General features: G+C 66.4%; 18 protein-coding genes. 13 read left to right on the forward strand and 5 right to left on the reverse strand.

Features of this window, described 5'->3' with window-relative positions; all coding sequences use genetic code 11:
- The first annotated feature begins 13 nt into the window (after positions 1–13).
- Complete coding sequence (locus E8M83_RS12920) at positions 14–1,300, forward strand: sugar MFS transporter (RefSeq protein ID WP_137173756.1); 1,287 nt, start codon at positions 14–16, stop codon at positions 1,298–1,300.
- A gap of 53 nt (positions 1,301–1,353) precedes the next feature.
- Here E8M83_RS12920 and E8M83_RS12925 read toward each other — a convergent pair whose 3' ends face one another.
- Together E8M83_RS12925 and E8M83_RS12930 are read right to left on the reverse strand one after the other, a co-directional pair.
- Positions 1,354–1,716 (reverse strand): hypothetical protein, encoded by a 363-nt coding sequence (locus E8M83_RS12925; RefSeq protein WP_137173757.1) that lies wholly within the window; start codon positions 1,714–1,716, stop codon positions 1,354–1,356.
- A 7-nt stretch (positions 1,717–1,723) separates the two neighbouring features.
- Entirely contained in the window at positions 1,724–4,465 is a 2,742-nt protein-coding gene (locus E8M83_RS12930) for a TonB-dependent receptor (RefSeq protein ID WP_137173758.1), read from the reverse strand.
- A gap of 256 nt (positions 4,466–4,721) precedes the next feature.
- On the opposite strand from E8M83_RS12930, the gene E8M83_RS12935 reads away from it, so the two are divergent.
- The 3 genes from E8M83_RS12935 to E8M83_RS12945 all read left to right on the forward strand — a co-directional run bounded on the left by E8M83_RS12935 (position 4,722) and on the right by E8M83_RS12945 (position 6,637).
- Positions 4,722–5,201, forward strand: coding sequence for a nuclear transport factor 2 family protein (locus tag E8M83_RS12935; protein ID WP_137173759.1), 480 nt, complete (start codon positions 4,722–4,724; stop codon positions 5,199–5,201).
- Between the two features lie 176 nt (positions 5,202–5,377).
- Positions 5,378–5,710 carry a winged helix-turn-helix domain-containing protein gene (locus E8M83_RS12940; RefSeq protein WP_170976790.1) on the forward strand — a complete coding sequence of 111 codons (333 nt, stop codon included), beginning with the start codon at positions 5,378–5,380 and terminating at the stop codon, positions 5,708–5,710.
- Positions 5,711–5,737: 27 nt separating this feature from the next.
- A complete protein-coding gene (locus E8M83_RS12945) occupies positions 5,738–6,637 on the forward strand; it encodes a LysR family transcriptional regulator (RefSeq protein WP_137173761.1) in 900 nt (299 codons plus the stop codon).
- Here E8M83_RS12945 and E8M83_RS12950 read toward each other — a convergent pair.
- Positions 6,588–7,313, reverse strand: coding sequence for a TetR/AcrR family transcriptional regulator (locus tag E8M83_RS12950; protein WP_137173762.1), 726 nt, complete (start codon positions 7,311–7,313; stop codon positions 6,588–6,590). The genes E8M83_RS12945 and E8M83_RS12950 overlap by 50 nt on opposite strands.
- A gap of 153 nt (positions 7,314–7,466) precedes the next feature.
- Here E8M83_RS12950 and E8M83_RS12955 point away from each other — a divergent pair, with 153 nt between their 5' ends.
- The 4 genes from E8M83_RS12955 (at position 7,467) to E8M83_RS12970 (ending at position 11,987) form a co-directional block, all read left to right on the forward strand.
- Positions 7,467–8,699 (forward strand): MFS transporter, encoded by a 1,233-nt coding sequence (locus E8M83_RS12955; protein WP_137173763.1) that lies wholly within the window; start codon positions 7,467–7,469, stop codon positions 8,697–8,699.
- Between the two features lie 25 nt (positions 8,700–8,724).
- Positions 8,725–9,534, forward strand: coding sequence for a cyclase family protein (locus tag E8M83_RS12960; protein ID WP_137173764.1), 810 nt, complete (start codon positions 8,725–8,727; stop codon positions 9,532–9,534).
- Between the two features lie 26 nt (positions 9,535–9,560).
- Positions 9,561–10,895 carry a fumarylacetoacetase gene (fahA, locus tag E8M83_RS12965; protein WP_137173765.1) on the forward strand — a complete coding sequence of 445 codons (1,335 nt, stop codon included), beginning with the start codon at positions 9,561–9,563 and terminating at the stop codon, positions 10,893–10,895.
- Between the two features lie 63 nt (positions 10,896–10,958).
- Positions 10,959–11,987, forward strand: a complete 1,029-nt coding sequence (locus E8M83_RS12970; RefSeq protein ID WP_137173766.1) for a porin — start codon at positions 10,959–10,961, stop codon at positions 11,985–11,987.
- Between the two features lie 47 nt (positions 11,988–12,034).
- Here E8M83_RS12970 and E8M83_RS12975 read toward each other — a convergent pair whose 3' ends face one another.
- Positions 12,035–12,625 carry a TetR/AcrR family transcriptional regulator gene (locus E8M83_RS12975; RefSeq protein WP_137173767.1) on the reverse strand — a complete coding sequence of 197 codons (591 nt, stop codon included), beginning with the start codon at positions 12,623–12,625 and terminating at the stop codon, positions 12,035–12,037.
- Between the two features lie 148 nt (positions 12,626–12,773).
- On the opposite strand from E8M83_RS12975, the gene E8M83_RS12980 reads away from it, so the two are divergent.
- From E8M83_RS12980 to E8M83_RS12995, 4 genes are all read left to right on the forward strand, one after another.
- A complete protein-coding gene (locus E8M83_RS12980; RefSeq protein ID WP_137173768.1) occupies positions 12,774–13,913 on the forward strand; it encodes an ATP-NAD kinase family protein in 1,140 nt (379 codons plus the stop codon).
- Between the two features lie 36 nt (positions 13,914–13,949).
- Positions 13,950–15,356, forward strand: a complete 1,407-nt coding sequence (gcvPA, locus tag E8M83_RS12985) for an aminomethyl-transferring glycine dehydrogenase subunit GcvPA (protein ID WP_137173769.1) — start codon at positions 13,950–13,952, stop codon at positions 15,354–15,356.
- Complete coding sequence (gene gcvPB / locus E8M83_RS12990) at positions 15,349–16,899, forward strand: aminomethyl-transferring glycine dehydrogenase subunit GcvPB (RefSeq protein ID WP_137173770.1); 1,551 nt, start codon at positions 15,349–15,351, stop codon at positions 16,897–16,899. The genes gcvPA and gcvPB overlap by 8 nt, the downstream gene beginning before the upstream one ends.
- A 104-nt stretch (positions 16,900–17,003) precedes the next feature.
- Positions 17,004–18,338, forward strand: coding sequence for an MFS transporter (locus E8M83_RS12995; protein WP_137173771.1), 1,335 nt, complete (start codon positions 17,004–17,006; stop codon positions 18,336–18,338).
- A 14-nt stretch (positions 18,339–18,352) separates the two neighbouring features.
- Here E8M83_RS12995 and E8M83_RS13000 read toward each other — a convergent pair whose 3' ends face one another.
- Positions 18,353–19,501, reverse strand: a complete 1,149-nt coding sequence (locus E8M83_RS13000) for a sugar diacid recognition domain-containing protein (RefSeq protein ID WP_137173772.1) — start codon at positions 19,499–19,501, stop codon at positions 18,353–18,355.
- 210 nt (positions 19,502–19,711) lie between these two features.
- Here E8M83_RS13000 and E8M83_RS13005 point away from each other — a divergent pair, with 210 nt between their 5' ends.
- Positions 19,712–21,046 carry an MFS transporter gene (locus E8M83_RS13005; RefSeq protein ID WP_170976791.1) on the forward strand — a complete coding sequence of 445 codons (1,335 nt, stop codon included), beginning with the start codon at positions 19,712–19,714 and terminating at the stop codon, positions 21,044–21,046.
- Positions 21,047–21,058 lie beyond the last annotated feature (12 nt).

The following is a 21,058-nucleotide window of genomic DNA, read 5'->3' on the forward strand; positions in this document are numbered from 1 at the left end:
ATCAGGAGACAGCATGGCCAATATGCCATACAAGGCGGCGCCCGCCGCCCACAACCAGGGTGCGGCGACGCAGCTCGACAGCAATACCGGTGCGCTCGTCATCGTGACGATCCTGTTCTTCATGTGGGGCCTGATCACGTCGCTCAACGACGTGCTGATCCCGCACCTGAAGGCGGTCTATACCCTGACCTATGTGCAGGCGATGCTGGTGCAGTTCTGCTTCTTCGGCGCCTACGCCATCGTGTCGCTGCCTGCCGGCGCTTTGATCCGCCGCATCGGCTACCAGAAAGGCGCCGTGGCCGGCCTGCTGGTCGCCGCCGTCGGCTGCACGCTGTTCTATCCGGCCTCGTTCGGCGGCTACGGCCTGTTCCTGCTGGCGCTGTTCGTGCTGGCGTCGGGCATCACGGTGCTGCAGGTGGCGGCCAATCCCTATGTGGCGGTCCTCGGCCCGGCGCGTACGGCATCGAGCCGCCTGACCCTGACCCAGGCCTTCAATTCGCTGGGCACGACAATCGGGCCGGCAGTGGGCGGCCTGCTGATCCTGTCGGCTGCTGGTGCGGTTGCCGTAGCCGGCAGCGACGGGGTGGCCGAGGCGGCCGCCGAAGCAGCGTCGGTGCGCGGCCCCTACCTCGTGCTGGCAGGGATGCTGGCGCTGCTGGCGGTGCTGTTCTGGCTGGCGCGGTTGCCGGCGATCGCCGACACCGACGACGTGCCGCTGGCAGGAGAAAGCCAGGGTTCGGCGCTGGCGCACCGCCACCTGGTGCTGGGCGCGATCGGCATCTTCCTGTACGTCGGGGCTGAAGTGAGCATCGGCAGCTTCCTGATCAACTTCATCGGCGAGCCGCATATCGCCGGGCTGTCGCACGCCGACGCCGCGCACTATGTCAGCATCTACTGGGGCGGCGCGATGATCGGGCGCTTCATCGGATTTGCCGTGATGCGCGTGGTCAGCCCTGGCAAGACGCTGGCCTTCAACTCGCTGGCGGCGATCGCGCTGGTGCTGGTGGCGACCTTCACCGAAGGCGACCTGGCCATGTGGGCGATCCTGGCTGTTGGCCTGTGCAATTCGATCATGTTTCCGACCATCTTCAGCATGGCGCTGCATGGCCTGGGCAAGCATACGGGCCAGGCGTCGGGCATCCTGTGCATGGCGATCGTCGGCGGGGCGCTGGTGCCGTTCGCGCAAGGGGCGCTGGCCGATGCGTTCAATGTGCAGGTGTCGTTCCTGCTGCCGGCGGCGTGCTATGCCTTCGTTTTGTACTTCGGCGCCAAATACGCGGCGATGTATACGGCGAAATGATCCAAGCCGTCCGCCAGCGGAGCCAGGTAGTGTCCAGGCTGAGCTGGCGGATGCTAATCGACGATCGGAATCACGATGTCCCTCCTTGGCAGGGGCGTCCATTGACCGTTGACCTCGATGTAGGCTTCTTCATAGTCCAAACGTATCCGCAGTTTCTTTTCTGGACAGTCTCGTCCTGCATTCAAAACGGCTTCGATTTTCGGGCGCCGGAAAATGGTGACGGTGCCAAATGCCGGCATCCGGTCCCTGAAGCACTGCAGGAAGAATTGCTGCCCTTTGCCTGTCACGGTCACGACCAGGTTAAAACCGTATGCCGCAGTGTCGCCGCCAGCATTGCTGAAGGTGCCCGACACAGGTGTAAATGACCCATGGGCTAGCGGCGACAGGAGCAATAACAGAAAACCCAGGTATTTCACCTGCTGCTCAATCGAAAGCGTAGTTCACGCTGGCATAGAACCGCCGCCCGCGCGGATCCGTATAACTCGGATCGTACCCCGACAAGAAGAAATACGCCTGGTTCGAATACGGCGGGCTCTCGTCGAACAGGTTCTGCACGCCCGCCCGCAGCTTCAGGCGCGGCGTCATCACATACGCCGCCGAGATATCCCACAGCGAATACGACTTGACCTTGTTCTGCGCCACCACCGAGCCGTCGTCGATATTGATCGCCGTGTTCTGGTCGTCGTAGCCGCTCGACCAGGTGTTCTGCAGGCTGGCCGACAGCGGACCGCGTTCCCAGTCGAAGCTCACGGTATGCCGCCAGCGCTGGACCACGCCATCGGTCACGAACTTGTTCAGGTTGCTCACAAACGCGTCGCCGGGCGCGTTCTGGATCTCGGACGACAGCACATAGGTGCCGTTCAGGCGGCCGCCGAAGCGCCCCATGGGCGTATCGACGCCGCGCACCGTGACCGCCAGGTCCAGCCCCTTGGCCACTTGCGCGCCGCGGTTCTCCTTGCGCAGCTCGATGTAGTCGATCACATCGTCTTCATCGCGGTATACCAGGTTGCCATATTTGGCCAGGTTGCCGAGGATGATGTCGTCGCCGATCTCGCTGATCAAGTCGGTGCGCTTGATGTTCCAGTAGTCGAGCGAGGCGCTCACGTTGCGGCCGGCGGCAAACACGGCGCCGAGCGAGAACTGGCGGCTGCGCTCGGGCTTCAGGTCGGCGTTGCTGTAGCGGCGCGTATCCCAGTTGTCGGCGCAATCGGCGTAGTTGTTCTCGACCGTGGCGCAATACACCGGATCGGGCAGGGTTGCGGTGCTGCTGTAGACCGTGGGGCGGTACAGCTCATTCATGGTCGGCGCGCGGAAACCGCGGCCGGCTGATGCGCGCAGCAGCAAGGCGTCCGTTGGGCGGTAGGAGAGGCCGATCTTGGGGCTGGCCGCGCCGCCGACTTTCTCGTAATGGTCGTAGCGCGCCGACAGCTGGGCTTCCCATTGCTTCGCGAACGGCACCAGCAGTTCGCCATACAGGCCGGCCACGTCGCGCTTGTCGCTGGTGGCGCGGCCGCCTTCCGGCGCGGCGTCGTTGTTGATGTTGTCGGAGAGGAGCAGGGCGGACGGCGTGAAGTTGTTCTTCTCGCGCCGCACTTCGCCGCCGATGGCCACCGCCAGCTCGCCGCCCGCGAGCGGCATCAGCGCGCGCGAGAACTTGACGTCGAGCGCGTCGAGCGTGCCGCGCGCGCGGCGCACGACGTCGTCGACCTGGATGCTGTCGAGCAGGGCCAGGCCCTCGGGGCTGGATGGGCCGAATGGATTGATGCGGCCGTCCATGATCCCTTCCATCAGCTCGTTGTACAGCACATAGCCGTTGGTGTCGCGGTCCTTGACCGTGTTGACGCTGTGGTTGTAGGCGGTGTCGTAGTCCCAGCCGCCCACGGTGCCGCTCATGCCGACCACGAAGCGCATGCCTTCGCTGGTCAGTTCGCTGGTGCGCTGGCCGGCCTCCGAGAGGCGCATGCGCAGTTCGAGTTCGCCCGGATAGTCGTCGTCCAGGTCTTCCAGGCCGGTGCCCACCAGTTGCGGCACCAGGCGGTAGTCGACATAGCCGGTCACGCGCGCCGACGAGCCGGTGTAGTACGACTTCGAGCGGCTGAGCGCGACCTCGGCATAGGCCTGGTGGCCGCCGCCGAGTTTCAACACGCCGCGGCTGAGCAGGCTGGCTTTCTCGGTCTTCGGATACAGCTCGGTGTCGCCCATGTAGTTATAGGTGCAGGCATCCACGCCGCCGGTGCCGTCTGGCAGGTAGACGTTGGCCGGCGGCGCGCAGTCGGGCGCCGACAGGTTGATCAGGCGGTTCGTGATCGGGCGGCCGTTGATGGTGAATCCGAGGTCTTGCAGGTGGTCGCGCTGGTTCGCGGTCAGGCGGATATTGGCCGGGCCGGTGTAGCCGGACAGCAGGTGGCCCAGCCGTTCCTCGACCCGCAGGCCGGGGATGAAGCTGCGCTGCGAGGTATTGAGTGCATTGGTGCGCTGGAAGTCGGCCACCGCGAACACATTGTATCCGTCGCGTTCGAGGTCGCCCTTGCCGGCACTGATGCTGGCGGTGCGCTTGCCGGCGCCGCCCTCGTCGGTGGTGCTGCCAAAGGCGTTCAGCTCCAGGCCCTGGAAGTCCTTGCGGGTGATGAAGTTGATGACGCCGCCGATCGCATCGGTGCCGTACAGCGCCGAGGCGCCGTCCAGCAGCACCTCGACTCGCTCCAGGGCGGCGGCCGGGATGTTATTCAGGTCCACGCCGCTGTCGTCGCCGGGCGAAGCGAAGTTGGCCATGCGCCGGCCGTTGAGCAGCACCAGGGTCGACGAGGTGCCGATGCCGCGCAGGTTGGCGCTGTTGAAACCGCGCTGGTCGCCGCCGACATTGATGCTGGCGCCGTCGGTCAGGCCGCCAACGTTGCTCGAGACCCGGGCCAGGAGCTCGGAGGCGGTGGTCACGCCGGCCTTCTCGATCTCGGCGCGCGACACGATCTGCACCGGCAGGGCGGTTTCCGAGAGCACCCGGCGGATGGCCGAGCCGGTGACTTCGACCTTCGGCATGTCGGCCGGCGTGGTGGCTGCGGCTGTTTCCTGTGCCAGCACGCCCCCGGACACCCCGGCCGCCATCCAGGCGCCTGCCAGCATGGCGCCGCGCACGGCGCGCGTTACCGCCCTTAACTTCATATTCATCAATTGTCCTTGTGTAACTACAGAATAATCGTCGATATTAAACGGGCGGCGTGCGGCGTAAAGAACAATCGTTGCCGGATTCGAGGGATGTTGCGAATCTGGTACGCCGCGCAGCAATCCGTTCAAGTATTACTGCTGGCGAAATAATGAATTGCGGCATGCGTGGATTCCCGGTAGCCGCATAATCGATGAGAATGATTCCCGGCGACGGCCCAGGGGCTGCCGCTCTTTCAACACCACCACCACGAGGTCTGCCATGACAACATCCGCCGAAACCCGCCCGCCGCTGCCGCCATTCACCCGCGAATCCGCGATCGAGAAAGTCCGCCTGGCCGAAGACGGCTGGAACACGCGCGATGCGGCCAGGGTGTCGCTGGCCTATAGCCTGGACACCCGCTGGCGCAACCGCGCCGAATTCGCCAACGGCCGCGACGAGGCGCGCGCCTTCCTCGAGCGCAAATGGAAGAAGGAGCTCGAGTACCGCCTGATCAAGGAGCTGTGGGCCTTCAGCGACAACCGCATCGCCGTGCGCTATGCCTACGAAAGCCGCGACGATTCGGGCAACTGGTACCGGTCCTATGGCAACGAGAACTGGGAGTTCGGCGCGGACGGCCTGATGGTCAACCGCTACGCCAGCATCAACGACATGCCGATCAAGGAAGAAGAGCGCAAGTTCCGCTGGCCGCTGGGGCGCCGTCCGGACGATCACCCGGGCCTGTCCGACCTGGGACTCTAAGCGCGCGCAACACGAGGCGGGGGGATCTGCTGCTGACTGTTGCTTTCAACGAAACGATGAATTGCTGGCGATATCGATTCCCTAAATTGTCGGTATTTACGACAATGATGACGAGCGCCAAACCGGCCGACGTGGCCGGAAGCGCGTCGACCTGTCGGTATACCATGATCGGAAACATGAGCGGGGACGAGCCCGCCCCCTATACGCTGTCGTTCGCGCATTTCGACATCGAACCGCGCCTGCGCCGCCTCAGCCGCGACGGCGCCGTCGTCCCGATCGGGTCGCGCGCCTTCGACATCCTGCGGCTGCTGGCCGAGGCGCCCGGACAGGTGCTGGAGCACCGCTACCTGATGGAGCGGGCCTGGGCCGGCCGCGTGGTCGGCGAAGCCAATCTGCGGGTGCAGATCGCGGCCTTGCGCCGCGCCCTCGACGCTGCCGGCGTCGAACGGCTGATCCTGAACGTGCCCGGACGCGGCTATCTCCTGACCGCGCCGGTGGTGCGCCGCTGACGAGCGCTATTTCGCAGGGAGAAACGAGTGGATCAGATCCATCTGATGAACGTGTTCGTCGCCGTCGGCGAAGAAGAAAGCTTCGCGGCGGCCGCGCGGCGCCTGGACCTGTCGCCGGCCGCGGTTACCCGTGCCATTGCCAGTCTCGAGGAAAGGCTGGGCATCAAGCTGCTGCTGCGCACGACGCGCAATGTGCGCCTGACCGAAGCCGGGCGGCGCTACCTGGACGATACGCGCGCCATCCTGGCCAGCATCATCGAGGCCAACGCGGCGGCGGCCGGCGTCAATTCGGCGCCCAAGGGCAATCTGTCGGTGACGGCGTCGGTCCTGTTCGGCAAGACCTTCGTCATGCCCTGCATTGTGCAGTTCCTGAACCAGTATCCCGAAGTCGAGGTGTCGGCGCTGTTCCTGGACCGCATCGTGAACCTGGTCGACGAGGGCATTGACGTCGCCGTGCGCATCGGCCACTTGCCCGACTCCGGCCTCAAGGCGCTGCGCGTGGGCCAGGTGCGGCGCGTGCTGTGCGCCTCGCCCGAGTACCTCGCGAAACACCCCTTGCCGCAGCATCCTGCCGACCTGCTGCGCCACACGGTGATCGCCGCCAGTGGCATCTCGCCGCGGGTCGAATGGAAGTTCGGCGCGGTCGACGATCCGACCATGGTGCGCCTGCGCCCGCGCCTGACCGTGACCAGCAACGATGCGGCCATCGAGGCGGCCTGCGCGGGGTTGGGCATCTGCCGCTTGCTGTCCTACCAGGTCGCCGACGAGTTGAGTGCCGGCCGCCTGAAGATCGTCCTGGCCGAATACGAGGAGGCGCCGTGGCCGGTGCACCTGGTGCACCGCGAGAGCAAGTTCGGCTCATCCAAGGTGCGCAATTTCATCGACCTGCTGGCCGGCCACCTGCGCGCGAATCCGCACCTGAACTAGTGTCCTGGCCGCCGCGCATGCCGCCCGCGATGAAGTTGCACAGGTAGCGCGTCTTGCGCTGCAGGTCGGAAGGGCGCGTCGCCCCGTCCGAGATGCGGGTCATGCGGCTGTCGAATACGCTCATCACGAGCGCTCCCACCGCGAACAGGTAGGCCCAGCGGATGTAATCGAGTGATTCGTCGGGCAGCGCCTTCTGCAGGGCTGCGATGAACTCCTTGGCGAACGGGTCGAAGTAGTCGCCGATGATGCCGCGGGTATCCTCGCGCGGATCGGAGGCCTCGCGCACCACCAGTTGCGCATACGAGCGGCCGGTATCGAGCATGTGGCTGCGCAGGATCGGCTCCACGAAGGCATGGACGATCCGTTCCAGCGCGTCCGGCGCCGCATGGTCGGTGACCAGTCGCAGCAACTGCAGGCGCTCGTCGAACAGGTGCTTGCGGTGCTCGAATACGGCGCGGTACAGCTTTTCCTTGGTCTCGAAGTGATACACGATCAGCGCCAGCTTGACGTCGGCCGCCTGCGCGATGTCGCGCATCGATACCCCGTGAAATCCATCCAGCGCGAACAGCCGCTCGGCTTCGTGCAGCACGCGCTCGCGCTTGCTCGGCGCCGGCGCTGGCTCTTCGCCATGCTCCTTCTTCTTCGTCCCTGCGTCTCCTGCCCGTTTGACTGTCATCGGTTCTCCCATCAATGGTGAAAATTATAGGCGTTGCCCGCGCGTCTCCACAAAATTTTAAAAAGCGCTTGCCATCCTGACTGTACGTTCGTATAGTTTCTGTACGGACGAGCGCCACGCATCGGCCGACACCACACAATATTGGAGACAACAATGCACATCCCTGACAAATGGCGGGTGCTTTCGGCCGGGTTCCTGAGCTATATGTTCGACGCCGTCGAGATCATCGCGCTGACCATCGCCATTCCCGTGCTGATGCTGGCGCTGGACATGAGCACCAGCGAAGCCGGCTTCCTGGTGACGGCCACCCTGCTGGGCATCGGCTGCAGCAGCGTGCTGGTGGGCTGGTATGCCGACAACTACGGCCGCCAGAAGGCCTTGCTGCTGTGCCTCGTCAGCTTCGGCGCCCTGACCGCGGCGGTGGCCGCCGCCGACACATGGCTGCAGATCGTCGTGCTGCGCTTCTTTGCCGGCCTCGGGCTGGGCGGCCTGTGGGGCGTGGTTGCCGCCTATATCGCCGAGAGCTGGCCCGAGAAGCAGCGCGCCCGCGCCACCTCTTTCGTCCTGAGTTCCTTCCCGGTGGGGGCGGGCCTGGCGGCCGGGATCGCGGCGCTGGTGTTGCCGGTCTACGGCTGGCGCATGCTGTTCCTGGTGTGCGGCCTGGGCTCGGTCGCGCTGGCCGCGATCCTGTATTTTTACCTGCCCGAGTCGCCGGGCTGGGCGCGCCAGCGCGAACAGGCGGCGCGCGCCGGCAAGCCGGCCACCGTCTCGGTGCGCGAGATCTTCGCGCCCGGCCTCTTGCGCCACACGATCCTGGGCACGCTGGCCGCGTCGTTCGCCCTGACCGCCTACTGGGGCTCGACCACCTGGCTGCCGACCTACCTGGTCAAGGAGCGCGGCCTGAGCGTCGAAACCATGGCGCTGTTCGTGGTCATCCTCAACGTCGGCATGTTCATCGGCTACAACGTGTTCGGCTACATCGCCGACGTGATCGGCAAGCGCCGCGCCATCATCCTGTCGCTGATGGGCACCGTGGTCACGCTGCCCCTGTACATGCTGGTGCGCGACCATACCGCGCTCTTGTGGCTGGGCCCCGTGTATGCCTTCTTCATCTCGTTCGCCGGACTGTTCGGCGCCTACTTCGCCCAGCTGTATCCGACCCACGTGCGCGCCACCGGCGCCGGCTTCTGCTTCAACGCCGGCCGCGGCGTATCGGCCTTCGCGCCCTTCGTGCTGGGCTGGATCGCCTCGCAATTCGGCCTGGCGACCGGTATCGCGCTGTGCGCATGCTTCTTCCTGTTGTCGGCCATCACGGTGTTCTTCATGCCGGACGGCGACCGCCATGCCGCGCAAGCCGCAGTGACGCCTGACCAGGCATCTGCCTGACCATCAACCATTTATTGGAGCATCCATGACGCGCACCTTCGTCGACCTGTCGATCTATCTCGAGAACGACGTCATCAGCGACCCACCCGTGTTCGCACCGAAGATCGAGTATTTCGATCACGAGAGCACCGTCGAGCAGATCACGCCGTTCTTCCCCGGCCTGCAGAAACACGACCTGCCGGACGGCGAAGCCTGGGCCATCGAGAAGATCCAGCTGACCACCCACAACGGCACCCATCTCGATGCGCCTTACCACTTCCATTCGACGATGGACCAGGCGCTGGGCGAGCGCAAGCCTGCCATCAAGATCGACGAAGTTCCGCTCGAATGGTGTTTCCAGCCCGGCGTCAAGCTCGACTTCCGGCACTTCGCGGACGGTTATGTCGTCACCGCGGCCGACGTCGAGGCCGAGCTGGCGCGCATCGGCCACGTTCTGGCGCCGCTCGAAATCGTCGTGGTCAATACCCGCGCCGGCTCGCGCTACGGCGAGTCCGACTACGTCAGCAGCGGCTGCGGCATGGGCTACGAGGCCACCATGTACCTGCTCGAGCGCGGCGTGCGCCTGACCGGCACCGACGGCTGGAGCTGGGATGCGCCCTTCGTGCACACGGCAGATAAATACGCCGACACCCGCGACGCCTCGCTGATCTGGGAAGGCCACAAGGCCGGCCGCGACATCGGCTACTGCCACATCGAGAAGCTGCACAACCTCGAGGCGCTGCCGCCGACCGGTTTCATCATCAGCTGCTTCCCGCACAAGATCCGCGGCGCCTCGGCCGGCTGGACGCGCGCGGTGGCGATCTTCGACGACGCATTGCTGGCGCCACGGGCCTGAGGCGCAGACTTCGCAGGGGGAGCGATATGCACATCAACCATACCCACGATCCGGCGCTGCGCAGCTGGGTCGACAGCGCCGGGCAGGGCGGCGATTTTCCGATCCAGAACCTGCCATATGGCGTGTTTCGCCGCGCTGGCACCGAGGAACGCTGGCGCGCCGGCGTGGCGATCGGCGACGCCGTCCTCGACCTGGCGGCGCTGGCCCGCACCCGGCTGCTCGAGGCCGGCCACGGCGACGGCGCACGGCTGGCCCAGCGCGCGGCCGAAGCCGCAGCGGCGGCTGAACTGAACGGCTTCATGGCCATGGGCCCGGCCGCGTGGCGCACCCTGCGCCACGCGCTGTTCGCCCTGCTGCGCGAGGATGTCGCGAGCGGGGTGCGCGAATCCGTGCGCGCCTGCCTGGTGCCGCAGGACGCCGTCGAGCACAGGATGCCGGTGCGGGCGGGGGACTACACCGACTTCTATACCTCGCTGCACCATGCGCGCAACTGCGGCAAGGCGATCGGCAATCCGAACATGGTCTCGCCCAACTTCCTGTGGATGCCGATCGCCTACCACGGCCGCGCCTCGACCCTGGGCGTCGGCCAGCAGTTCCACCGGCCGCTGGGCCAATGCCTGGAGCCGGGCGCCGAGGCGCCGGTCGTGCGCCGCTGCGAGCGGCTCGACTACGAGCTCGAACTGGCGATCTATATCGGCCAGCCGAATGCCCAGGGGCAGCCGGTGCCCCTGGGCCAGGCCGAAGAACACGTCTTCGGCCTGGGCCTGCTCAACGACTGGTCGGCGCGCGACTTCCAGTTCTGGGAGATGGCGCCCCTCGGGCCTTTCCTGGCGAAGAATTTCGCGACCACGGTTTCGCCCTGGATCGTGACCATGGAGGCGCTGGCGCCGTTTCGTTCCCCGTTCGAACGCGAGGCGCAGTATCCGGCGCCGCTGCCCTACCTGGACGGCGCCGGGCTGCGCCAACGCGGGGTGCTCGACATCGCATTGAGCGTCACGCTGCAGACGGCGCAGATGCGGGAACGGGGCAGCGCCGGCGCGCTGCTCTCTCGCAGCAACTTCCGCCACCAGCACTGGACCGTGTCGCAGATGCTCGCCCATCACACGATGGGCGGCTGCAGCCTGCAGGCCGGCGATATCCTGGGCACCGGCACCATCTCGGGCCCCGAGCCCAGCGAAGCCGGGGCATTGCTTGAGCTGGCGCAGGCCGGCAAGCAGCCATTCCAGCTGCCCGATGGCGAACAGCGCAGCTTCCTGCACGACGGCGACGCCGTCATCCTGCGCGGCTGGTGCGAACGCGAGGGAGCGGCGCGGATCGGCTTCGGCGAATGCCGCGGCCAGGTGCTGCCCGCCATCGCCTGAGGCGCCGCCGGCGCAACCAACCATCCATAAAAAGATCGCTACGAGCGATCACAGGAGACAAGCATGAAACAAGCGCACCGGGCCCTCGGGCCCGTGCTGGCGGCCGCCAGCATCCTTGCCGCACCCACGGCGCTGGCACAAGACAGCATCCAGCTCTACGGCGTCCTCGATACCTGGGCCGGCACCTCGAAGGCCAGCGGCGAGGAACGCTCGTCGACCGTCGTCAACAGCGGCGGACTGACTACCTCGTACTGGGGCATCAAGGGCTCGGAACGGATTGGCGACGACCTCAAGGTCCTGTTCAACATCGAAGGCTACTTGTTGATGGACACCGGCGCGGCTGGCCGGACGGCGACCGACCGCATGTTCTCGCGCGACACCTGGGTCGGCGTGGCGGGCAGCTGGGGCGAACTCAAGATCGGCCGCATCATCAACCCGCTGTTCTATTCGACGGCGTTGTCCAATCCCTTCGGTGGTTCGACGCGCTTTGCGCCCCTGCTGACGCAGGCCTGGACCTTGCCCTACGGCCGGGTGGTCTCGGGTGACACCAGCTGGGACAACACGATCTCGTTTGCGCTGCCGGCCAGGAACGGCGTCAAGGCCACCGCGATGTGGCAGGCCGGCGAGACCGAATTCGGCACCAGCACCAGCAATGCCAGCATCAACCTGGTGTATAGCAAAGGACCGCTGTATGCGACGGCGCACGCGCAGCAGGTGAAGGTGGGACCGGGCGTGAGCCAGGTGGGCGAGAGCGTGCAGCGGGCGTACTTCGTGGGCGGCTCGTACAAGTTCAGCCTGGCCAGGGCCTATGCCTCGTACACCGTGGCGCGCGACCGTACCCCGGACCAGGAAGTGAAGCAGGCCCAGCTCGGCGTCGCGGTGCCGGCCGGCGGCGGCGATATCCTGCTGTCCTGGGCGCGGGCGCGCAACGATGCCCTGCCCACGGTCGCGCGCACCCGCGACACCGTCGGCCTGGGCTACGACTACCGCCTCTCGCCGCGCACCGACGTGTACATTACCTCGCTCTACGACAAGCTGAGCGAGACCGCCTCGGGCACCTCGGTCGGGGCGGGGATCCGGCACCGGTTCTGAGGACTTGATCGGAACCTGGAATACGGGCGCCGTCCGGCGCACGTCGCCTAAGGCTTCAGCAGCAGGCCTTCGACCAGTACCACGAAGCTGTCGACCGCCTGCTTCGATACCGCTTGCGGGTCGTCGGCGTGGGCGATCCACAGTGCGGCGCTGAGCAGGGCGCCATTGATCAGGCGCGAAGTTGCCAGCGCGTCCACCTCCCGGATGGTGCCTTCTTCCATCAGCGTTTCCAGGCTGCGCTGGGTGCTGCCGATGCAGGCGTTCTGCATCTGCCACTGCGACGGATCGCCCAGCGCCGCCGGGCCGTCGAGCAGCATGATGCGCTGGATCTCGGGTTCGGTCGCCATCATGATGTAGGCGACGCTCTCGTCCACGAAGCCATTCCATGCGGTCGGCGCGTTCGCCAGGATCGCCGCCAGCCGCGCCATCATTTCACCGTCGATCTGCGCGATCACCGCCTGCAGCAAGCCTTTCTTGTCACCGAAATGGTGGTACAGGGCTCCCCGGGTCAGTCCGGCCTGGGCCGTCAGCTCGTCCATCGAACTGTCGGCGAATCCCTTGCTGGCAAAGGCTTCCCTTGCCGCCTTGATCAGCTTTTCCCGGGTCTGGGCAATCATGTCTGCGCGCTTCTGTGCCATCGGCCTCTCTCTATCCGGATAAATTCGCATACGCCGCGAATGTAATTTGACATACGCGATGTATGTGACTAGTATACATCACATACGAGGCGTATGTGAGTGTTTCTGGCTTCCACGCGCCGCTCACAGTTCCAGGAAAGGACGCCCCATGTCTCCAGCACACTGCCCACGGACGATCGGCCTGATCGTCAACCCGATCGCCGGCATGGGCGGGCGGGTCGGCCTGAAAGGCACCGACGGCGGCGCGGCGCTGGAGGAAGCCCGCCGCCGTGGCGCGCTTCCCGCCTCGCAGGAGCGCGTGTTGAAAGCCCTGCTGCGCCTGGCCGCAGCCTCCCCGCAGCTGGTCGTGCTGACCGCGGCCGGTGCGCTGGGCGAAGACGCGGCCCGCTGCGCCGGGCTGGCGCCGATGATCGTGCACATGCCCGAATCCGACGCCGGCAGCAGTGCCGACGATACCCGCGCCGCGGCGCGCGCCATGCTGGAGGCGAAGGTCGACCTGCTGCTGTTCGCCGGCGGTGACGGCACCGCGCGCGACATTCTCGACGTGGTCCAGGACACCATCCCGCTGCTGGGCATCCCGGCCGGCGTCAAGATGGTGTCGGCGATCTTCGGCACCACGCCTGGCAACGTGGGCACGCTGGCCGCGCGCTTCCTGGCCGGCGACCCGACGGTGCGCATGCGCGAGGCCGAGGTGATGGACATCGACGAGGACGCGATGCGCGGCGATCGCGTCTCGACCCGCCTGTATGGCTACGCCCGCAGTCCGTATGCCTCGGCGCTGTCGCAGAACGCCAAGGCCGGTTCCAGCCTGCGCGCAGACGTGGCGCTGGAGGCCGTGTGCCGCCAGGTCGCGCGCGAGATGGAACCCGGCCGCCTGTACATCCTGGGGCCGGGCACCACCACGCGGCGCGTGTTGTCGGCGCTGTCGCTGCCGGCCACGCTGCTCGGGGTCGATGTCGTCGCCGACGGCAAGCTGGTCGGGTCCGACCTGGCCGAGGCCGACCTGCTGCGCCTGATGGAGGGCAGGGAGGCCTCGCTCATCGTCGGCGTGCTGGGCGGCCACGGCAGCCTGTTCGGGCGCGGCAACCAGCAGATCAGCAGCGAAGTCATACGCCGCGTCGGGCGCGAACACATCATCGTCGTGGCGTCGATCGAGAAGCTGCTGCAGCTCTCGCCGCGCGCCCTCTACGTGGATACCGGTGACGAGGCGCTCGACGCCACGCTCGCCGGCCCAATGCCAGTGCGCACCGCGCCCGACCGTTCCATTTTCTTCCAGGTCCGGTCGTGACCTGGTTCCACCCGCAGTACCCACCAGGAGGTCCACATGCGTGACCACACCGCCCATCCCTATATGGCCAACTCGGTGCCGGCGATCAAGCAGGAAATGCTCGACGCAATCGGCGCCGGCAGCATCGAAGAGCTGTTTGTCCAGATCCCGCAGGATCATCGCACCACCCGACCGATTGCCCTGCCGCCGGCCCTGACCGAGAACCAGCTGCGCCGGCACCTGGTCGAGACGCTGTCGAAGAACCGCACGGCCGAGGACAACCTGAACTTCCTCGGCGCCGGCGTCTGGCAGCACCACGTGCCGGCCGCCGTGGACGAAGTCGTGCGCCGCAACGAGTGGCTCACGTCCGTGTTCGGCGAGCCCAGCTCGGACCACGGCCGCAACCAGGCCTGGTTCGAATTCTGCAGCCAGCTCGGCGAACTGCTGGAGCTCGACCTGGTCGCGCTGCCGGTGCGCAGCTGGGGCGTCGCAGCCGGCCACGCGATCCGCATGGCCGCGCGCCTCACCGGACGCAATGAAGTCGTGGTGGTGCGCGCCATCGATCCCGAACGCCTGGCCGTGATCGAGAACTTCTGCGAACCGGTGCAGATGCCGGGCCATATCGCGATCCGCCAGGTCGATTTCGATCCGGCCAGCGGCCTGATGGACCTCGACCACCTGCGCAGCCTGGTCGGCCCGGACACCGCTGCCGTGTACTTCGAGACGCCATCTTACTTTGGCGTGATCGAACGGCAGGGCGCCGGGATCGCGGCCATCGCCCACGCGGCCGGCGCCGAAGTGATCGTCGGCGTCGATCCGATTTCGCTTGGCGTGCTCGAGACGCCGGCGAACTATGGCGCCGACATCGTCGTCGGCCCTATGCAGCCGCTGGGCGTGCACATGAATATCGGCGGCGGCGTCAGCGGCTTCATGGCCTCGCGCGACGAGGAGCGCTACGCCCACCAGTACCCGACCCTGTTCATCAGCATCGCCGAAACCACCCAGGCCGGCGAATACGGTTTTGGCCTCAGCCTGTTCGAGCAGTCGTCGTATGGCCTGCGCGACAAGGGCAACGACTGGACCGGCCACTCGGTCTATATGTGGGCCATCGCCAATGCCGTGTACGTGGCGATGATGGGGCCGCAGGGCTTCCAGGAAGTGGGCCACCTGATCCTGCAGCGCGCGCATTATGCGGCGCACAAGCTGTCCGCCATTCCCTGTGTGCGCGTGACCTTCCCCTCGGGCTTCTTCAAGGAATTCGTCGTCAATTTCGACGGCGCCGCACTGGGCGTGGCCGAGATCAACAAGCGCCTGCTGGCCGAGGGGATCTTCGGCGGCAAGGACCTGGGCCGGGATTTCCCGGAACTCGGCCAGAGCGCACTGTACTGCGTGACCGAAGTGCATACCCAGGCCGATATCGACCGCCTGGCCGCGGCAATCGACAAGGTGATCAACGATGAATAAGCCAGTCAAGCAATACCACGCACCGGTGTGGAACGAACCCATCATCATGGAGATGGGCCATCCCGGCCGTCGCGGCGTGCTAATCCCGCAAGCCGAGGACGAGGTGCAGGCAGCGGTCGGCGCCGGCGCCGGTCTCGTGCCGGCCGCCATGCGGCGCAAGAAGCGGCCGGCGCTGCCCGAGATGTCCGAGCCCGAGGTGCTGTACCACTACCTGCGCCTGTCGCAGCAGACCCTGGGCATGATGAACATCAGCCTGTTCGGCACCTGCACCATGAAGTACAACGCCCAGGTCAACGAAGCGTTGGCCTGGCGTCCCGAAGTGACCCACGTGCATCCGCTCCAGGACGAAGACACGCTGCAGGGCGCGCTGGAAATCGTGCATGGCATGGACGCCATCCTGCGCGAGCTGTCGGGAATGGACCAGTTCGTGTTCCAGGCCGGCGGCGGCGCCGACGCGGCCTATACCAGCGCCGCGGTGACCCGCGCTTACCACGCCGCGCACGGCGAGCTGGAACAGCGCAACGAGATCATCACGACCATCCAGACCCACCCGAGCAGCGCGGCCACCGCGGCGGCGGCCGGCTTCAAGGTGATCACTCTGATGATCGACGAACAGACCGGCTACCCGTCGCTGGAATCGCTCAAGGCGGCCGTGTCGCACCGCACCGCGGCGCTGATGGTGAACAATCCGGACGATATGGGCGTGTACAACCCCGAGATCAAGGAATGGACCCGCATCGTGCGCGAGGCCGGCGGCCTGTCATTCTACGACCACGCCAACTTCAATGGCGTGATGACCCGCCTGCGCGCCCGTGAACTGGGCTTCGATGCCTGCATGTTCATGCTGCACAAGACCTTCGGCGCGCCCAAGAGCGGCGTCGGCGGACCGGCGGTCGGCGCCTATGGCTGCTCGGCCGAACTGGCCCCGTTCATGCCGCGGCCGATCGTGGTGCGCGACGGCGAGCGCTATCGCCTCGACCACGACCGCCCGCTCAGCATCGGCAAGATCCGCGAATTCTGGGGCAACGTCCCGGTGATTATCAAGGCCTATGCCTGGGCGCGCGCGATGGGCGCGACCGGCATGGCCGAAGCCGCCGACATCTCGGTGCTGGCCAATAACTATATGGAGAAGGGCTTGCTGGCGATCCGCGGCGTGACCCGTTCGCATCCCGGCCACACTGCGCCGCGCCTGGAAATGACGCGCTACAGCCTGCAGCAGATGAAGGACGACACCGGCGTCGACGCCCACGACGTGCAGAACCGGATGAGCGACTTCGGCATCGACCCGATGTGGAGCAGCCACCACCCCTGGCTGATTCCCGAACCGTTCACGCCGGAAGCCGGTGAGATGTATGGCAAGGAAGCGCTCGACACCTGGATCGCGGTGCTGGCGCAGATCTCGGATGAAGCCTATTCGAATCCCGAACTGGTCAAGACCGCGCCGCACAACGGGGCGATCCACCGCCTGAAAGGCCATCTCGACGATCCGTCGCAGTGGGCCATGACCTGGCGCGCCTGGAAGCGCAAGCGGCAGGCGCGCTGAGCTCCGCCATGCCCACGCGACCTCGGGCAACGCGCGTAGGCCCCCGATGTCTCCGGTTCAGCCGATAATGGGCAGGTTTGATTATCGAATAACTCGGAGACAGCATGAGCGACACCGCAAGCCGGCCCGGCATGCCGGCGGCAGGGGCCGGCCCGGCCCTGCTGGACGGGGCCTACCGCAAGATCACCTGGCGCCTGATCCCCTTCATCTTCGTCTGCTACCTGTTCAACTACCTGGACCGGGTCAACGTCGGCTTCGCCAAGCTCGAGATGCTCGATGCCCTGCAGTTCAGCGAGACCATCTATGGCCTGGGGGCCGGCATCTTCTTCGTCGGCTACGTGAGCTTCGGGGTGCCGAGCAACCTGATCCTGCACCGCCTTGGCGCGCGGCGCTGGATCGGGATCATGATGATGGCCTGGGGCTCGCTGTCGGCCTGCATGCTGTTCGTGACCACGCCGACCGGATTCTACGTGCTGCGCTTCCTGACCGGCGTGGCCGAAGCCGGCTTCTTCCCCGGCATGGTGCTGTACTTCACCCGCTGGTATCCTTCGCACCGGCGCGGCCAGGTGATGGCGCTGTTCATGGCGGCGATCCCCGTCTCGGGCCTGGTCGGCGGCCCGCTGTCGGGCTGGATGCTGAGCCACTTCGCCGGCGGCCAGGGCGGCATGGCCGCCTGGCAGTGGCTGTTCCTGCTGCAAGGCCTGCCGACCGTGTTCCTGGGCCTGGCGGCGATCTTCTACCTGAACGACGGCGTGGCACAGGCCCATTGGCTTGGCGCCGACGAAAAGGCGGCCCTGCAGGATGCGCTGGCGCGCGACGAGCGCGAGCGCCCGGCCAGCGTCGAAGCCGTGCAATCGCTGCGCGCCTTGCTGCTCGACCGCCATGTATGGATGCTCGGCTTTATCTACTTCAGCATCAAGATGGGGGCGTATGCGATCAACTTCTGGCTGCCGTCGATCATCCAGGCGCTCGGCTTCGAGGACGCGCGCACGGTCGGCTGGCTGAGCGCGATTCCCTACCTGTTTGCCTGCGTGTTCATGGTGCTGGTGGGCCGCTCGGCCGACCGCCGACGCGAGCGCCGCTGGCACCTGTCGGCGCCCTTGCTGATGGCCTTGGCGGGCATGCTGCTGGCCGCGAACTTCTCGGACAATGTCGTGCTGGTGATGGTGGGCCTCTCCCTGGCCACGATGGGCGCACTGGCTGGCCTGCCGATGTTCTGGCCGCTGCCGGCGGCTTTCCTGAGCACCGCGGCGGCGGCCGGCGGCCTGGCCCTGATCAACTCGATGGGCCAGGTGGCCGGCTTCGTCAGCCCCCTCCTGGTGGGCTGGATCAAGGACGCCACCGGCAGCACCGACCTCGCGCTCTACATCCTCTCGAGCGTGCTGTTCATCGGCGCCATGCTGGTGCTGGTGGTGCCGGCGCGGCTGGTGAACCGGTAAGCACCGCGCGCCGATCAGGCAGGGCTGAGCAGCGCCGACACGTACAGCAGCAGCTTGTCTTCGCTGCGCGCCAGGTCGAGTCCCGTCAGTTCGCCGATGCGGCGCAGGCGGTAGTCGAGCGTGTTGCGGTGGATGCCGAGCGAGGCCGCGGTGGCGGCCGAATTCTCGTCCCGGCCGAACCAGGTGTCGAGCGTGACGCGCAGCATGGCGCGGCTCTTGTCGTTCGCCAGGCGACCGATCGGCATGCGCAGCTGGTGCGCCTGCCAGCCGCTGTCAAGCCCCGACAGCAGCACCGGCAGCGCCAGGTCGTAATAGCTGAACAGCTGCTGGCGCGGGGCGCGCAGGCGCCCCAGCCGGCTGGCGCTGCGCGCGCTCTGGTAAGAGATGGCGGCGCCCTCCAGGCCGGGCAGGGCGATGCCCATCGAGAGCGTGAACGGCAGCTCGCATTCTTCGCGCACCAGCTGGGCCAGGGCCTCCAGGCGCCGCTGCGGCGTGCTCTCGAAACCCTTGCGCGCCGGTTCCCAGGAGTCGAGCAAGACCATCTCGGACGGGCCGACGGTGGCGGTCAGCGCGTCGTCGCGCCGCGCAAAGAGGCGCGTCTGCAGGCGCTGGATGTCGTGCAGGGCGCTGGCGGCGGCGGCGGGTTCCGGCTGCAGCTCGAGCAGGAACACCAGCTGCATGCGCTCGAGGTCCAGGCCCAGGCGCCGCGCCCAGCCTTCGAGCTCGGGCCGCTGCGCGCTGTCATTGCGGATCAGGTTCAGCACGAAGGCTTCGCGGTAGCGCGAATTGTCCTGCAACTGGCTGGCCAGCGCCGCCTGTTCCAGGATCATCTCGGCCGTCAGGCGCACCAGTTCACCGAACTGGCGGACCTCATGGGGGGCGCCGGAAAGGCCCACCGCGCCGCAGACCTGGCCGTCCACGCAGAGCGGCAGGTTGGTGCCCGGCTGGGCGCCATGGAGCTTGCGCGCGGCGGCCGCGTCGATTTCGACCGTGAGCTTCTTGGCCAGCGCGAGCAGGGCGCCCGCATGCAGCTCGCCGACCCGATCGGCATTGCCGCTGGCGAGGATCACGCCATTCGCATCCATCACATTGACGTTGAACGGAATGATCCGCATGGTGCGGATGACGATTTCCTGGGCGAGCCGGGTGTCGAGGATGTGCATGGCGTGTAGGCGGTAGCGATTCGGTCTTGTGATTATGCACAAAATCGTTCGCGCAGAGGTCGTCGCGCCTGGCGGATATTCGTGCCTTTTGTGAATATGCACCAAAAAAGCCTGTAATCGGGCCCTGTCGCTTGTGCGTGTCGCCGACGCCCGAATCGTCTTGTTTGGCCGATAATCTGGTGAATCGGTTATTAGAAACTCGGAGACAGCATGAGCACCACCGCAAGCACATCCGGCAACCAGGGCGGAGCCGGCGGCTCGGCCCTGTTGGATGGCGCCTACCGCAAGGCCACCTGGCGCCTGATTCCCTTCATCTTCGTCTGCTACCTGTTCAACTACCTGGACCGGGTCAACGTCGGCTTCGCCAAGCTCGAGATGCTCGACGCGCTCCAACTGAGCGAAACCGTATACGGCCTGGGCGCCGGCATCTTCTTCATCGGCTACGTCACCTTCGGGGTGCCGAGCAACCTGATCCTGCACCGGCTCGGCGCGCGGCGCTGGATTGCCATCATGATGATGGCCTGGGGCGCGCTGTCGGCCTGCATGCTGTTCGTGACCACGCCGACCGAATTCTACGTGCTGCGCTTCTTTACCGGCGTGGCCGAAGCCGGTTTCTTCCCCGGCATGGTCCTGTACTTCACCAAGTGGTTCCCGTCCCACAAGCGCGGCCAGGTGATGGCGCTGTTCATGTCGGCGATCCCCGTCTCGGGCCTGATCGGCGGCCCGCTGTCGGGCTGGATGCTGAGCCACTTCGCGCACGGCCAGGGCGGCATGGATGGCTGGCAGTGGCTGTTCCTGCTGCAAGGCCTGCCCACCGTATTCCTGGGCGTGGCCGTGTTCTTCTACCTGAACGACGGTATCGCGCAAGCCGCCTGGCTCACGCAGGAAGAGAAGGCCGCCATGCAGGACGCGCTCGACCAGGACGAGCAGCAGCGCTCGAAGGGCGTGCACGCCGTGCATTCCTTCGGCGCCGTGCTGCGCGACTGGCATGTGTGGATGCTGGGCTTCATCTACTTCAGCATCCAGATGGGCGTATATGCGATTAACTTCTGGCTGCCCTCGATCATCAAGTCGCTCGGCTTCGAGGACGCGACCACGGTCGGCTGGCTGAGCGCCATCCCCTACCTGTTCGCCGGCGTGTTCATGGTGCTGGTGGGCCGCTCGGCCGACCGCCGGCGCGAACGCCGCTGGCACCTGTCGGCGCCGCTGCTGATGGCGCTGGTGGGCTTGCTGCTGGCCGCGAATTTCTCGAATAATGCGGTGATCGTGCTGGTCGGCCTGTCACTGGCCACGATGGGCGCGCTGACCGGCCTGCCGATGTTCTGGCCGCTGCCGGCAGCCTTCCTGGGTAGCGCCGCGGCGGCCGGCGGTCTGGCCCTGATCAACTCGATGGGCCAGGTGGCCGGCTTCGTCAGCCCCTTCCTGGTCGGCTGGATCAAGGATGTTACCGGCAGTACCGATGTCGCGCTGTACATCCTGTCGACTGTGCTGTTCATCGGCGCCATGCTCGTGCTGGTGGTGCCGGCCCGCCTTGTCAACCGTTGAAAGGGAATGCCC

Origin of the sequence: Massilia sp. HP4 (assembly GCF_005222695.1) — a bacterium.
In the GTDB taxonomy this organism is placed as follows: domain Bacteria; phylum Pseudomonadota; class Gammaproteobacteria; order Burkholderiales; family Burkholderiaceae_D; genus Telluria.

Excerpts from the sequence above, each read along its gene's own strand:
- E8M83_RS12930 (WP_137173758.1), bottom strand. The coding sequence starts at position 4,465 with ATGAATATGAAGTTAAGGGCGGTAACGCGCGCCGTGCGCGGCGCCATG.
- E8M83_RS12970 (WP_137173766.1), top strand. The coding sequence starts at position 10,959 with ATGAAACAAGCGCACCGGGCCCTCGGGCCCGTGCTGGCGGCCGCCAGC.
- E8M83_RS13005 (WP_170976791.1), top strand. The coding sequence starts at position 19,712 with ATGAGCACCACCGCAAGCACATCCGGCAACCAGGGCGGAGCCGGCGGC.
- gcvPA (WP_137173769.1), top strand. The coding sequence starts at position 13,950 with ATGCGTGACCACACCGCCCATCCCTATATGGCCAACTCGGTGCCGGCG.
- E8M83_RS12975 (WP_137173767.1), bottom strand. The coding sequence starts at position 12,625 with ATGGCACAGAAGCGCGCAGACATGATTGCCCAGACCCGGGAAAAGCTG.
- E8M83_RS12920 (WP_137173756.1), top strand. The coding sequence starts at position 14 with ATGGCCAATATGCCATACAAGGCGGCGCCCGCCGCCCACAACCAGGGT.
- E8M83_RS12950 (WP_137173762.1), bottom strand. The coding sequence starts at position 7,313 with ATGACAGTCAAACGGGCAGGAGACGCAGGGACGAAGAAGAAGGAGCAT.
- E8M83_RS12960 (WP_137173764.1), top strand. The coding sequence starts at position 8,725 with ATGACGCGCACCTTCGTCGACCTGTCGATCTATCTCGAGAACGACGTC.
- E8M83_RS12955 (WP_137173763.1), top strand. The coding sequence starts at position 7,467 with ATGCACATCCCTGACAAATGGCGGGTGCTTTCGGCCGGGTTCCTGAGC.
- E8M83_RS13000 (WP_137173772.1), bottom strand. The coding sequence starts at position 19,501 with ATGCACATCCTCGACACCCGGCTCGCCCAGGAAATCGTCATCCGCACC.
- E8M83_RS12935 (WP_137173759.1), top strand. The coding sequence starts at position 4,722 with ATGACAACATCCGCCGAAACCCGCCCGCCGCTGCCGCCATTCACCCGC.
- E8M83_RS12980 (WP_137173768.1), top strand. The coding sequence starts at position 12,774 with ATGTCTCCAGCACACTGCCCACGGACGATCGGCCTGATCGTCAACCCG.
- fahA (WP_137173765.1), top strand. The coding sequence starts at position 9,561 with ATGCACATCAACCATACCCACGATCCGGCGCTGCGCAGCTGGGTCGAC.
- E8M83_RS12940 (WP_170976790.1), top strand. The coding sequence starts at position 5,378 with ATGAGCGGGGACGAGCCCGCCCCCTATACGCTGTCGTTCGCGCATTTC.
- E8M83_RS12995 (WP_137173771.1), top strand. The coding sequence starts at position 17,004 with ATGAGCGACACCGCAAGCCGGCCCGGCATGCCGGCGGCAGGGGCCGGC.
- gcvPB (WP_137173770.1), top strand. The coding sequence starts at position 15,349 with ATGAATAAGCCAGTCAAGCAATACCACGCACCGGTGTGGAACGAACCC.